We start from the raw sequence: 12,218 nt of genomic DNA on the forward strand, positions 1-12,218 counted from the left end.
TTTATTTTCTTGACGGAGGCAACAATGGAATTCGAAATGCTGGAAACCGAAACCAACGGCACCATCATCAAGGTGGTCGGCGTTGGCGGCGCTGGCGGCAATGCCGTTCAGCACATGATCAACCGTGGCGTGCAGGGCGTCGACTTCATCGTGATGAACACCGACGCACAGGCGCTGTCGCGCGCGCGCGCACCGTCCGTGATCCAGCTCGGCAACACCGGCCTCGGCGCCGGCGCGAAGCCGGAAATGGGCAAGGCGGCGGCGGAAGAGGCGCGCGAGCGCATCGCCGACGCGCTGCGTGGCGCGCACATGGTGTTCATCACGGCCGGCATGGGTGGCGGCACGGGCACGGGCGCGGCGCCGGTGGTCGCGCAGATCGCGAAGGAGATGGGCATCCTGACGGTGGGTGTCGTCAGCAAGCCGTTCGAATTCGAAGGCGGCAAGCGCATGCGCGTCGCGGAAGCAGGCTCGCAGCAACTGGAGGATCACGTCGACTCGCTGATCGTCGTCCTGAACGACAAGCTGTTCGACGTGATGGGCGATGACGCCGAGATGGACAAGTGCTTCCAGTGCGCGGACGACGTGTTGAACAACGCGGTTGCAGGCATTGCCGAAATCATCAATGTCGATGGCCTCGTGAACGTCGACTTCGAAGACGTGAAGACGGTGATGGGCGAGCAGGGCAAGGCGATGATGGGCACGGCGACGGTCGCCGGCGTCGATCGCGCACGCCTCGCGGCGGAACAGGCCGTGGCGAGCCCGCTGCTCGAAGGCGTCGATCTGTCGGGCGCGCGCGGCGTGCTGGTCAACATCACGTCGAGCCGTTCGCTGCGCCTGTCGGAAACGCGCGAAGTGATGAACACGATCAAGAGCTACGCGGCGGAAGACGCCACGGTGATCTTCGGTGCGGTGTACGACGACGCAATGGGCGATGCACTGCGCGTGACGGTCGTGGCGACGGGTCTGGGCCGTGCGGCGAAGAAGCAGCAATCGGCTCCGATGACGCTGCTGCGCACGGGTACCGACAACCAGCCGGTCAGCGCGGTCTCGCACGGCTATGCGCAGCCGCAGCACGTCAGCACGGCCGACTACGGCGCGCTCGATACGCCGGCGGTATGGCGCAACTCGCGCGAAACCGCGGCATCGCACGTGCAGGCGCTGCAGGAGAAGGGTGTCGACACGTACGACATTCCGGCTTTCCTGCGCAAGCAGGCTGACTGACGACGCACACACAGGCGAAGCCGCGGCGCGATCGACGAGATTGCCGCGGTAACGCCGGCGTGACGGATGCCACGGACCACGACAGGCCGCGTCGAATGCGACGCCGGGCCGGGAAACGTGCCCTCTTCGCACGAGCGGAGCGGGATGGGACGTGCTGTCCGCAATACGCCGAAAAACCGTATCGCTATGAGGGACCAGCCATGATTCAAGTGGGCGACGCGCTGCCCGACGCGCAACTGTTCGAGTTCATCGACGACGCGCGCGAAGGCTGCACGCTGGGGCCGAATGCCTGCAGCGTGCGCGATCAGGTTGCGGGAAAGCGGGTGGTGATCTTCGGATTGCCGGGCGCTTTCACGCCGACCTGTTCGGCGCAGCATGTGCCGGGCTATGTCGAGCACGCCGAGCAACTGCGCTCGGCGGGCATCGACGAGCTCTGGTGCGTGTCCGTCAACGACGCATTCGTGATGGGCGCATGGGGACGTGATCTGCACACCGCGGGCAAGGTGCGCATGATGGCGGACGGCAGCGCTGCTTTCACTCATGCGCTGGGGCTGACGCAGGATTTGTCCGCGCGTGGCATGGGAATCCGTTCCCTGCGCTACGCGATGGTGGTCGACGACGGTGTGGTCAAGACGCTGGCCGTCGAAGCGCCGGGCAAGTTCGAAGTGAGCGATGCGGCGAGTGTGCTCGCGACGTTGACGTCCTGATCGTGCGGTGCGCCGTTGCCTGTCGGCAACGCTGCTCACCGGCCTCAGGGCAGTTGTAACACGGGCCGATGACCGGAAACGCCTCCGTTCCGGGCATCGGCCCGTCCCGTATCGGCGCGGGTAAACAGTCGAAACAGATTGATACGCAGTTTCAAACAGCGTTGAATAGGGAATTACGCTATAATCCCACCTATCGAATATAACTCCTGATTGATATTCTCAATCAAGATGAAGAACATCATGCTGAAGCAGCGCACCATCAAATCGATCGTGAAGACCGTGGGCATCGGTCTCCACTCGGGCCGCAAGGTCGAACTGACGCTCCGCCCGGCCGCGCCGGGCACGGGGATCGTTTTCTCGCGCGTCGACCTGCCCACGCCTGTCGACATTCCGGCATCCGCGATGTCGATCGGCGACACGCGGCTCGCGTCGGTGCTGCAGAAGGATGGTGCGCGCGTGTCGACCGTCGAACACCTGATGTCGGCGTGTGCCGGCCTCGGCATCGACAACCTCTACGTCGACGTGACGGCCGAGGAAATCCCGATCATGGACGGCAGCGCCGCGTCCTTCGTGTTCCTGATCCAGTCCGCGGGCATCGAGGAGCAGAACGCGCCGAAGCGCTTCATCCAGGTGAAGAAGCCGGTCGAAATCCGCGACGGCGACAAGTTCGCGCGTCTCGATCCGTATTTCGGCTTCAAGCTCAAGTTCACGATCGACTTCCGTCACCCGGCCGTCGACAAGACCGGCCAGGAACTCGAGGTCGACTTCGCGAACACGTCGTACGTGCGCGAGATCGCGCGTGCGCGCACGTTCGGTTTTGCCCATGAAGTCGAAATGATGCGCGAGCTGGGTCTCGCACGCGGCGGCAGCATGGACAACGCGATCGTGCTCGACGAATACCGAATCCTGAACAACGACGGGCTGCGCTACGACGACGAATTCGTGAAGCACAAGATGCTCGACGCGATCGGCGACCTATACGTGGTCGGCCATCCGCTGCTGGCGTCGTACACCGCCTACAAGTCGGGTCACGGGCTGAACAACGCGCTGCTGCGCGAACTGCTCGCGCGCGAGGACGCGTACGAGATCGTCACGTTCGACGACCCGCAAGCCGCGCCGAGCGGCTTCGCGTTCGACACGCAGACGGCCTTCGCCTGATCGGCGTTCGGCACCCGCGATAAAAAAGCGACCTTCGGGTCGCTTTTTTGTTGGGCGTCAGGCCCGCGGGGGCGGCGCGCACTCAGCGCGACGACTTTGCACCGTGCCGCGCGGCCATTCGCGCGAGTGCAGCCTGCAGTGGCGACGGCTCGAGGTGATCGGCGAGGTCGCGCAACGCGGTGGCGCCGACGGTCGTCATGCGCGCCTGCTTCACGTGCGGGGGTTCCGGCGCGTCCTTCGGACGCACGCGCACGCGCAGCGCCGAGACCGGCCAGCCGCGCTTCTGGAGATCGGCGAGCAGGCGCGGCTCGACCTGCCGCAGCCGGGCGGCGAGCGCATTGTGCGCGGCAAAGAGGGTCAGGGTGCCGTCCTTGATGGAGCCCGGTTCGACGTGATTCGCGAGATAGTCGGGCAGCAGCGCGGCCAGGTCGCGCTGCAGCGACGCGACCTGTTCGACGCCGGCGCGCAGCGCCGCGAACGCGTCGGTGCGGTTGAGCACTTCGGACACGGGTTGCGGGCGATAAGCGGGGAGCGGGCCGAAACGCTTGGAAAATCGGTTCATCGAGGTATTCTTCGGGCGCGCACTGGCGCGGACGTTGACGCCGATTGTACCCGCGCCGGCTCGCGCACGGGCGGCTTTCGGGCCATGCGCCCGATTGCCCGCACGGGTTTGGCGTGCGGCGCGAGTCCGGCCGGGACACCGGCGCATGCTTCCTCGCGTGCTAAAATTCCTCGTTTGATTCCACTAATTCGCTAAGCCGCCGAGGCTCGGGCGTCGGGGCGCGCAACGCGCGCCGGGCGCCGGTGCTGCGACGCAGGATCCGATCCGATGACAACCGGTTTTCTCCAGAAAATTTTTGGCAGCCGCAACCAGCGGCTCGTCAAGCAATACCAAAAGACCGTCGCGACGATCAATGCGCTCGAAACGCAGATCGAGAAGCTGACGGACGACCAGTTGCGCGGCAAGACGGATGAGTTCCGCCAGCGGATCGCGGGCGGCGAGTCGCTCGACAAGCTGCTGCCCGAGGCGTTCGCGGTCTGCCGGGAGGCGAGCCGCCGCGTGCTGAAGATGCGCCACTTCGACGTGCAGATGATCGGCGGCATGGTGCTCCACTACGGCAAGATCGCGGAAATGCGCACCGGCGAGGGCAAGACGCTCGTCGCGACGCTGCCCGTCTACCTGAATGCGCTGGCCGGCCGTGGCGTGCACGTCGTGACGGTCAACGACTACCTCGCGCAGCGCGACGCCGAATGGATGGCGCGCCTCTACAACTTCCTCGGTCTGTCGGTCGGCATCAACCTGTCCGGCATGGAGCACGACCAGAAGCAGCAAGCCTACGCGTCGGACATCACCTACGGCACGAACAACGAGTTCGGCTTCGACTACCTGCGCGACAACATGGTCTACGAGACCGACGCGCGCGTGCAGCGGGCACTGAACTTCGCGGTCGTCGACGAAGTGGACTCGATCCTGATCGACGAGGCGCGTACGCCGCTGATCATCTCCGGCCAGGCGGAAGATCACACCGAACTGTACGTGCGGATGAACGCGCTGCCGCCGCTGCTCGAGCGCCAGATCGGCGAGGAGAAGGCCGACGGCACGGGCGTCGAGAAGCCGGGCGACTACACGCTCGACGAGAAGGCGCGCCAGGTGTTCCTGACGGAGTCGGGCCACGAGAAGGCCGAGCGGCTGCTCGCAGAGTGGGGCCTGATCGGCGAGGGCGAGAGCCTGTACGCACCGCAGAACATCACGCTGATGCACCACGTGTACGCGGCACTGCGCGCACACACGCTGTTCCACAAGGACCAGCACTACGTCGTGCAGAACGGCGAAGTGGTGATCGTCGATGAATTCACGGGCCGCCTGATGGCGGGCCGCCGCTGGTCCGACGGCCTGCATCAGGCGGTCGAGGCGAAGGAACACGTGAAGATCCAGAGCGAGAACCAGACGCTCGCCTCGATCACGTTCCAGAACTACTTCCGCATGTACGCGAAGCTCGCGGGCATGACCGGTACGGCCGACACCGAAGCGTACGAATTCAACGAGATCTACGGCCTCGAGACGGTCGTGATCCCGACCAACCGCCCGCCGAAGCGGATCGACAAGCAGGACCAGATCTACAAGACGGCCAAGGAGCGCTACGACGCGGTGATCCGCGACATTCGCGACTGCTACGAGCGCGGCCAGCCGGTGCTGGTCGGCACGACGTCGATCGAGAACTCGGAACTGCTGTCGCACCTGCTGAAGCAGGCAGGCCTACCGCACGAGGTGCTGAACGCGAAGCAGCACGAGCGTGAAGCCGCGATCGTCGCGGAAGCCGGCCGGCCGAACCGCATCACGATCGCGACCAACATGGCCGGTCGCGGTACCGACATCGTGCTCGGCGGCAACGCCGAGAAGCAGGCTGCGTTCATCGACGCCGACGACGCGATCCCCGCCGACGAAAAAGCGCGCCGCATCAAGCAACTGCACGACGAGTGGGAAACGCTGCACGAGCAGGTGAAGGCTGCGGGCGGCCTGCACATCATCGGCACCGAGCGCCACGAATCGCGCCGGATCGACAACCAGCTGCGCGGCCGTGCGGGCCGCCAGGGCGACCCGGGATCGTCGCGCTTCTACCTGTCGCTCGACGATCCGCTGCTGCGTATTTTCGCGGGCGACCGCGTGCGCTCGATCATGGATCGTCTGAAGATGCCGGAAGGCGAGGCGATCGAGGCCGGTATCGTCACGCGTTCGATCGAGTCCGCGCAGCGCAAGGTCGAAGCGCGCAACTTCGACATCCGCAAGCAGCTGCTCGAATACGACGACGTGTCGAACGACCAGCGCAAGGTGATCTATCAGCAGCGCAATGAACTGCTCGAAGCTCACGACATCACCGAGACGATCTCGGCGATGCGTCATGGCGTGATCGCCGAAGTCGTCCACCAGTTCGTGCCGCAAGGCAGCATCGAGGAACAGTGGGACGTGCCCGAGCTCGAGGAAGCGCTGCGCAACGACTGGCAGCTCGACCTCGCGATCCAGGAAATGGTGAACGAGTCGTCGTCGATCACGGCCGAGGAAATTCTCGAAGCGGTGACGACCGCCGCCGACGAGCAGTACGAGACGAAGGTCGCGATGGTCGGCCGTGAATCGTTCAGCGCGTTCGAGCGCTCGGTGATGCTGCAGACGGTCGACCGCCTGTGGCGCGAGCACCTCGCGGCGCTCGACCACCTGCGCCAGGGCATCCACCTGCGCGGCTATGCGCAGAAGAACCCGAAGCAGGAATACAAGCGCGAAGCGTTCGAGCTGTTCGCCGCGATGCTCGAGGCGATCAAGCAGGAAGTCACGCGCATCGTGATGAACGTGCAGATCCAGTCGCCGGAACAGCTCGAGGAAGCCGCCGAGCAGATCGAGGAGCGCGGCGGTCATCTCGAAAACGTCGAGTATCAGCATGCCGACTATGCGGAATCCGGCGCGCCGGTCGCGAACGTCGCGGCCGCCACCGCGGCCACGGCGACGGTCGACATGGTCGGCAGCGCGATGACCCACAGCGGCCCCGGCGGCGAGATGCCGAAGGTCGGCCGCAACGACCCGTGCCCGTGCGGCAGCGGCAAGAAGTACAAGCAATGTCACGGGAAGCTGTCATGATCGGCGGCGGCGCGCATTCGCGTGCCGCTTCGTTCAGCAGCTTCGAGTCAGTGATGTGAGTTGCGGCGGCCCGCGCGTGCGGCCGCCGGTTCTTCCAATCGATGCCGGCGCATGCCGGCATTTTCCATCCGGCAGGTGTGCCCCATGGCTGTCAATTTTCCGTCGATCGATCCCGCCCAACTCCATCCCGTCGCCGGCGTCACGCTCGGCTGGGCGGAAGCGAACATCCGCAAGCCGAATCGCAAGGACGTGCTGGTCATCTCCGTCGACGAAGGGGCGACGGTCGCCGGTGTATTCACCGAGAATCGCTTCTGCGCCGCGCCGGTGACGGTGTGCCGCGAGCACCTGGCAAAGGTGCGTGCCGGCGGTGCGGGCATCCGCGCGCTCGTCGTGAACACGGGCAATGCGAATGCGGGCACCGGCGAGCCGGGCCTCGCGAACACGCGCGAGACCTGCTCGGAACTCGCGCGCCTCGCGGGCATCGACGCTGCACAGGTGCTGCCGTTCTCGACCGGCGTGATTCTCGAGCCGCTGCCGATCGACCGCCTGAAGGCCGGGCTGCCGGCAGCGCTCGCAAACCGCAAGGCCGCGAACTGGTACGACGCCGCGCAGGCGATCATGACGACCGACACGTTGCCGAAGGCCACGTCGCGCCAGGTGACGATCGACGGCCACACGGTCACGCTGACGGGCATCAGCAAGGGTGCGGGCATGATCAAGCCGAATATGGCGACGATGCTGGGCTTCCTCGCGTTCGATGCGAACGTGGCGCAGCCGGTGCTCGACACGCTCGTGAAGGAAGTGGCCGACCGCTCGTTCAACTGCGTCACGATCGACGGCGACACGTCGACGAACGACTCGTTCATCCTGATCGCGTCCGGCAAGAGCACGCTGCCCGCGATCACGTCGACCGACTCGCCGGCCTATGCGGCGCTGCGCGAAGCGGTCACGCAGGTCGCCCAGGTGCTGTCGCAACTGATCGTGCGCGATGGTGAAGGCGCGACGAAATTCATGACGGTGCAGGTCGAGGGCGGCAAGAGCGTCGCCGAGTGCCGCCAGATCGCATATGCGATCGGGCACTCGCCGCTCGTGAAGACGGCCTTCTATGCATCCGACCCCAACCTCGGCCGGATCCTCGCGGCGATCGGCTACGCGGGCGTCACGGATCTCGACGTCGGCAAGATCGATCTCTATCTCGACGACGTGCTCGTCGCGAAGGCCGGCGGCCGCAATCCGGCTTACCAGGAGGAGGACGGCCAGCGCGTGATGAAGCAGAGCGAAATCACGATCCGCGTGCTGCTCGGCCGCGGCGACGCGCAGGCAACCGTCTGGACGTGCGATCTTTCGCACGATTACGTGAGCATCAACGCGGATTACCGCTCCTGATCGGGAGCGCTCGAACGACATGGACAAGCTCGAACAGTTTCTGACGCGCGCGGAAGCGCTGCTCGGCCGCCTCGAGGGGATGCTGCCGCCCGCGCCGGCGGCCGTCGACTGGAACGCCGCCACCGCGTTTCGCTGGCGCAAGCGCCAGGGGCGCGGCTATTTGCAGCCGGTGCCGGCAGCGTCGTCGATCACGCTCGACGACCTGCACAACATCGATCGACAGAAAGCGCTGATCGAGCAGAACACGCGACAGTTCGTCCAGTGCAAGCCGGCGAACAACGTGCTGCTGACCGGTGCGCGCGGCACCGGCAAGTCGTCCCTGATCAAGGCCTGCCTGAACGCGTATGCGAAGGACGGCCTGCGCCTGATCGAAGTCGACAAGGACGACCTGCATGATCTCGGCGACATCGTCGACCTGATCGCGCAGCGTCCGGAGCGGTTCATCGTGTTCTGCGACGACCTGTCGTTCGAGGAGGGCGAGTCGGGCTACAAGGCGCTGAAGGTCGCGCTCGACGGCTCGATCGCTGCGCAGTCCGACAACGTGCTGATCTACGCGACGTCGAACCGCCGCCATCTGCTGCCCGAGTACATGAGCGACAACGAGTCGTACAAGCATCTGCCGGACGGCGAGATCCACCCCGGTGAAGTCGTCGAGGAAAAGATCTCGCTGTCGGAGCGCTTCGGGCTGTGGGTCAGCTTCTACCCGTTCAAGCAGGACGACTACCTCGACATCGTCGCGCACTGGCTGCGTCATTTCGGCTGCGCGGACGCCGAGATCGAGACGGCGCGCGGCGACGCGCTCGTCTGGGCGCTCGAGCGCGGTTCGCGGTCGGGTCGCGTCGCATGGCAATTCGCGCGCGACTGGTCGGGTCGCAAGGAGCAGGCATGAGTGCGGATTTTGCAGCAGGCGGCGTGCGCGCGCCTGATGGACGCAAGGTGACGGAAGTCGCGGTCGGCGTGATGGTGCAGGCGGACGGTCGTTACCTGCTCGCGCAGCGGCTGCAGGGCAAGCCGTACGAGGGCTACTGGGAGTTTCCTGGCGGCAAGCTGGAGGCCGGGGAGAGCGTGGAGGATGCGCTGGCGCGCGAATTACACGAGGAACTCGGCATCGAAGTCACGGCCAGTCACCGCTGGCATACGCTCGAGCACGATTATCCGCACGCGTACGTGCGGCTCTATTTCTGCAAGGTGACGGGCTGGACGGGCGAGCCGCACAGCAAGGAAGGGCAGGCGTTCGTGTGGCAGCAACTGCCGGTCGAGGTCGCGCCGCTGTTGCCGGCGGCGCTGCCGGTGCTGGCGCTGCTCGAGAAGGAGGCGGCGTCGCAATGACGCCGTGGCGGCTCGCCTGAAAGGCGGGCCACATCGCAGGACGGGCGGCGTCGCGCGCCGCTCAGCTGTCGCGGCGGCCGTCGGTGCCGTCTTCCTCCGACGACGGACCCTCGTCGGAGGACCCGCCGATCCGGTACTTTTCTGCGGCCCATGCGCCGAGGTCGAGCTGCTTGCAGCGGGCCGAACAGAAGGGACGGAACTTGTTTTCAGGCGTCCAGCGCACTTCTGCGCCGCACGAAGGACATTTCACAACGGTAGTCATACGAGAGCGTCGAACCGGCACGCGGCCGTTACAGATTGCACAGTGTCAGGTGGAATGGCACGTCGATGTCCACCGCACGCGGCCGCACGTCGCCGTCCTGCATGGTGAACCGCACCCACAGCATGTATTTGTTGGCGCTCGCTTCGGGAATCACGCGCAGCTCCGGCGGCACGCGCACCTGCATCAGCTGATAGGTGCGCCCCGACAGCATCTGCTGGTAGCTGCCCTGCATCGCCATCACTTTCGAAGCCTGGCCCGATTCACGCGCGAGCCGCAGCACGATCGCAGCGGCGTCGCGCAACGGCAGCAGCGGCAGGATCCATTTCGCGATGTCCTGGCGCCGCTGTTCCGCGGGCCATTGCTGCCACGCATAGTACGACGGCAGGTCGAACTTGCATGTGCCGCCGGGAATCACCGCGCGGCTGCGGATGCTGGCGAGCCACTCGTTGTCGATCAGATGCTGCCCGGTCTTGCCCTGCATCTGCGCAAGATTGGCGAGCGTCTGCTCGATTTCACCGAGAACGGCCTCGAGCGCATTCTGTTCGATGCCCGGATTGCCGCGAAAGGGGGCGAGCGTCTGGCGTTGACGTTCGAGCTCCTTCATCAGATCCGATTTCAGGTCCGCGCGGCCTGTGACCTCGGCGATTTCGAACAGCGTCGTCAGCGCGACGTGATGTTCACGCGGGTCCTCCTGAGCCAAAAAGAACGCGAAGCGCTCGAACAGGTCTTCGAGGCGCAGCAGCGTGCGAATTCGCTCGTTGAACGGATACTCGTAAAGAATCAAGCGCGCTCGCCTCTAGGGTAGGGATTGAAACAATGCAGGACATTCTAATGCTCACTGTCTACCCTAGCAACGCACCAATTTCGTACACCATCACGATCGCGCGCGGCGATCAGTGCGCGGCGGCCGCGAATGCGAGATAGCGTTGGTGCAGTGCATCGACCTGTGCGGCGAGAGCTGCGGGTGTCGTCGCGTCGTTGACGATCACGTCGTCGGCCGCAGCGAGACGCGCTTCGCGCGTCGCCTGTCTTGCGATGATCGCTTCGACCTGTTCGCGCGTGAAATCATTGCGCCGCATCACACGTGCGATCTGCGTCTCGACCGGGCAGTCGACGACCAGCACGCGATCGCTGCGCGCCTTCCAGTTACCTGACTCGACGAGCAGCGGCACGACGAAGATCACGTAAGGGCCCTGCGCTTCGCGGGCCTCGCGCTCGGTCTCGGCGCGGATCAGCGGATGCGTGATCGCTTCGAGGCGCCGGCGTGCGTCGTCGTCGCTGAAAATGAGTGTGCGCATCTTTGCACGGTCGAGCGAGCCGTCGGCTGCGACGAAGTCCGGTCCGAATGCATGTTCGATCGCCGGCATCGCGAGGCCGGCCGGTGCGGTGATGCGGTGCGCGATCAGGTCGGTATCGACGAGCGATGCACCGCGTGCGGCGAACATGTCGGCGACGGTCGTCTTGCCGCTGCCGATGCCGCCGGTGAGTCCTATTGCAAACATGTGAGCCTCCGCCGTGCCGTCACGAGGCAGCGAAGCGCCTCCCCGCGACGCAGCGAACATGGCGGCCGCCGGCGGTGCGTCATGTCAGCCGCCGAGTGCCGAATAGAAAGGGGTGCCGAAAAACAGCGTCGCGATGCCGCCTGCCGCGAGGAACGGGCCGAACGGAATCGGCTCCTCGAAGCGCATGCGTCCGCGCCAGGTCGCGACGAGCCCGACGAGCGCGCCCGTCACCGCGGCGAACAGCACGACCTGCGGCAGTGCGGCCCAGCCCATCCATGCGCCGAGCGCGGCGAGCAGCTTCAGGTCGCCGAAGCCGATGCCCTCGATGCCGCGCAACCATTTGAACAGCCAGTAGATCGACCACAGGAACAGGTAACCGGCCATCGCGCCGACCACGGCCGAACGCAGCGACGTGAACGTGCCGCCGAGGTTCAGTGCGAGCCCGGCCCACAGCAACGGCAGCGTCATCGAATCGGGCAGGTACCCGGTCCGGATATCGATCGCGCTCATTGCCAGCAGTGCCGCGCACAATCCGAACGCGGCGAGTGCGGCGACGGTGGGGCCAAACGCGGCGAGCGAACCGGCGGCGAGCAGCGCACCGGCGAGCTCGACGAGCGGATAGCGCACGCCGATCGGGTGGCCGCACTGACGGCAGCGCCCGCGCAACAGCAAGTAGCTGACGAGCGGGATGTTCTCCCACGCACGCAGCACGTGGCCGCAATGCGGGCAGGCGCTGCGCGGGCGCCACAGATCGTAGTGCGGCGGATAGCCGTCATCCGGCGGCGTGCTTGCATTGCCGGTCGCTTCGGCGATCTCGGCCTGCCAGGCGCGCTGCATCATCACCGGGATCCGGTGCACGACGACGTTCACGAAGCTGCCGACGCACAGGCCGAGCATGACGGCGAACGCATACTGCACTGCGGGCGGCAGCATCGCCAGCGCGAGCAACGTACTGTCGGGCGAGTCGAAAACGGTGATCAGGGGCGCGGACGTCATGGGGCTCGGGTTCGGGCATGAAAGGCGAC

12 protein-coding genes are annotated in these 12,218 nt (G+C 65.7%); 7 read left to right on the forward strand and 5 right to left on the reverse strand.

Translation table 11 applies throughout. The features are described 5' to 3' along the window. The first annotated feature begins 24 nt into the window (after positions 1–24). From ftsZ to lpxC, 3 genes are all read left to right on the forward strand, one after another. Entirely contained in the window at positions 25–1,221 is a 1,197-nt protein-coding gene (gene ftsZ, locus HWX22_RS11700) for a cell division protein FtsZ (RefSeq protein ID WP_011883181.1), read from the forward strand. A 200-nt stretch (positions 1,222–1,421) separates the two neighbouring features. Beyond that, positions 1,422–1,928: a peroxiredoxin gene (locus HWX22_RS11705; RefSeq protein ID WP_059535173.1), complete on the forward strand. Its 507-nt coding sequence runs from the start codon at positions 1,422–1,424 to the stop codon at positions 1,926–1,928. Positions 1,929–2,168: 240 nt separating this feature from the next. Continuing rightward, positions 2,169–3,086 (forward strand): UDP-3-O-acyl-N-acetylglucosamine deacetylase, encoded by a 918-nt coding sequence (gene lpxC / locus HWX22_RS11710; protein ID WP_059820727.1) that lies wholly within the window; start codon positions 2,169–2,171, stop codon positions 3,084–3,086. A gap of 82 nt (positions 3,087–3,168) precedes the next feature. Here lpxC and HWX22_RS11715 read toward each other — a convergent pair whose 3' ends face one another. Beyond that, positions 3,169–3,648 (reverse strand): DUF721 domain-containing protein, encoded by a 480-nt coding sequence (locus tag HWX22_RS11715; protein WP_059681772.1) that lies wholly within the window; start codon positions 3,646–3,648, stop codon positions 3,169–3,171. 267 nt (positions 3,649–3,915) lie between these two features. On the opposite strand from HWX22_RS11715, the gene secA reads away from it, so the two are divergent. The 4 genes from secA (at position 3,916) to HWX22_RS11735 (ending at position 9,429) form a co-directional block, all read left to right on the forward strand. Continuing rightward, positions 3,916–6,714 carry a preprotein translocase subunit SecA gene (gene secA / locus HWX22_RS11720; protein WP_175915688.1) on the forward strand — a complete coding sequence of 933 codons (2,799 nt, stop codon included), beginning with the start codon at positions 3,916–3,918 and terminating at the stop codon, positions 6,712–6,714. Positions 6,715–6,858: 144 nt separating this feature from the next. Then, entirely contained in the window at positions 6,859–8,100 is a 1,242-nt protein-coding gene (argJ, locus tag HWX22_RS11725; protein ID WP_175915689.1) for a bifunctional glutamate N-acetyltransferase/amino-acid acetyltransferase ArgJ, read from the forward strand. Between the two features lie 19 nt (positions 8,101–8,119). Further along, entirely contained in the window at positions 8,120–8,989 is an 870-nt protein-coding gene (locus tag HWX22_RS11730; protein ID WP_175915690.1) for an ATP-binding protein, read from the forward strand. Further along, entirely contained in the window at positions 8,986–9,429 is a 444-nt protein-coding gene (locus HWX22_RS11735; protein ID WP_175915691.1) for an NUDIX domain-containing protein, read from the forward strand. The genes HWX22_RS11730 and HWX22_RS11735 overlap by 4 nt, the downstream gene beginning before the upstream one ends. A 61-nt stretch (positions 9,430–9,490) precedes the next feature. Here the strand turns inward: HWX22_RS11735 and HWX22_RS11740 are convergent, their stop codons facing one another. From HWX22_RS11740 to HWX22_RS11755, 4 genes are all read right to left on the reverse strand, one after another. Beyond that, positions 9,491–9,691: a DNA gyrase inhibitor YacG gene (locus tag HWX22_RS11740; RefSeq protein ID WP_039317342.1), complete on the reverse strand. Its 201-nt coding sequence runs from the start codon at positions 9,689–9,691 to the stop codon at positions 9,491–9,493. Between the two features lie 28 nt (positions 9,692–9,719). Next, complete coding sequence (gene zapD / locus HWX22_RS11745; RefSeq protein WP_059535184.1) at positions 9,720–10,475, reverse strand: cell division protein ZapD; 756 nt, start codon at positions 10,473–10,475, stop codon at positions 9,720–9,722. A 109-nt stretch (positions 10,476–10,584) separates the two neighbouring features. Continuing rightward, complete coding sequence (coaE, locus tag HWX22_RS11750; RefSeq protein ID WP_175915692.1) at positions 10,585–11,193, reverse strand: dephospho-CoA kinase; 609 nt, start codon at positions 11,191–11,193, stop codon at positions 10,585–10,587. Positions 11,194–11,277: 84 nt separating this feature from the next. Continuing rightward, on the reverse strand, positions 11,278–12,189 hold the full coding sequence (locus HWX22_RS11755) for an A24 family peptidase (protein WP_175915693.1): 912 nt from the start codon (positions 12,187–12,189) through the stop codon (positions 11,278–11,280). Positions 12,190–12,218: the final 29 nt, after the last annotated feature.

It is taken from the genome of Burkholderia sp. BCC1638 (assembly GCF_902833195.1).
In the GTDB taxonomy this organism is placed as follows: domain Bacteria; phylum Pseudomonadota; class Gammaproteobacteria; order Burkholderiales; family Burkholderiaceae; genus Burkholderia; species Burkholderia diffusa.

What these genes read in the sequence shown, in the direction of transcription:
- secA (WP_175915688.1), top strand. Translation starts at nt 3,916, where the DNA reads ATGACAACCGGTTTTCTCCAGAAAATTTTTGGCAGCCGCAACCAGCGG.
- HWX22_RS11740 (WP_039317342.1), bottom strand. Translation starts at nt 9,691, where the DNA reads ATGACTACCGTTGTGAAATGTCCTTCGTGCGGCGCAGAAGTGCGCTGG.
- HWX22_RS11755 (WP_175915693.1), bottom strand. Translation starts at nt 12,189, where the DNA reads ATGACGTCCGCGCCCCTGATCACCGTTTTCGACTCGCCCGACAGTACG.
- HWX22_RS11730 (WP_175915690.1), top strand. Translation starts at nt 8,120, where the DNA reads ATGGACAAGCTCGAACAGTTTCTGACGCGCGCGGAAGCGCTGCTCGGC.
- argJ (WP_175915689.1), top strand. Translation starts at nt 6,859, where the DNA reads ATGGCTGTCAATTTTCCGTCGATCGATCCCGCCCAACTCCATCCCGTC.
- coaE (WP_175915692.1), bottom strand. Translation starts at nt 11,193, where the DNA reads ATGTTTGCAATAGGACTCACCGGCGGCATCGGCAGCGGCAAGACGACC.
- HWX22_RS11715 (WP_059681772.1), bottom strand. Translation starts at nt 3,648, where the DNA reads ATGAACCGATTTTCCAAGCGTTTCGGCCCGCTCCCCGCTTATCGCCCG.
- lpxC (WP_059820727.1), top strand. Translation starts at nt 2,169, where the DNA reads ATGCTGAAGCAGCGCACCATCAAATCGATCGTGAAGACCGTGGGCATC.
- HWX22_RS11735 (WP_175915691.1), top strand. Translation starts at nt 8,986, where the DNA reads ATGAGTGCGGATTTTGCAGCAGGCGGCGTGCGCGCGCCTGATGGACGC.
- ftsZ (WP_011883181.1), top strand. Translation starts at nt 25, where the DNA reads ATGGAATTCGAAATGCTGGAAACCGAAACCAACGGCACCATCATCAAG.
- HWX22_RS11705 (WP_059535173.1), top strand. Translation starts at nt 1,422, where the DNA reads ATGATTCAAGTGGGCGACGCGCTGCCCGACGCGCAACTGTTCGAGTTC.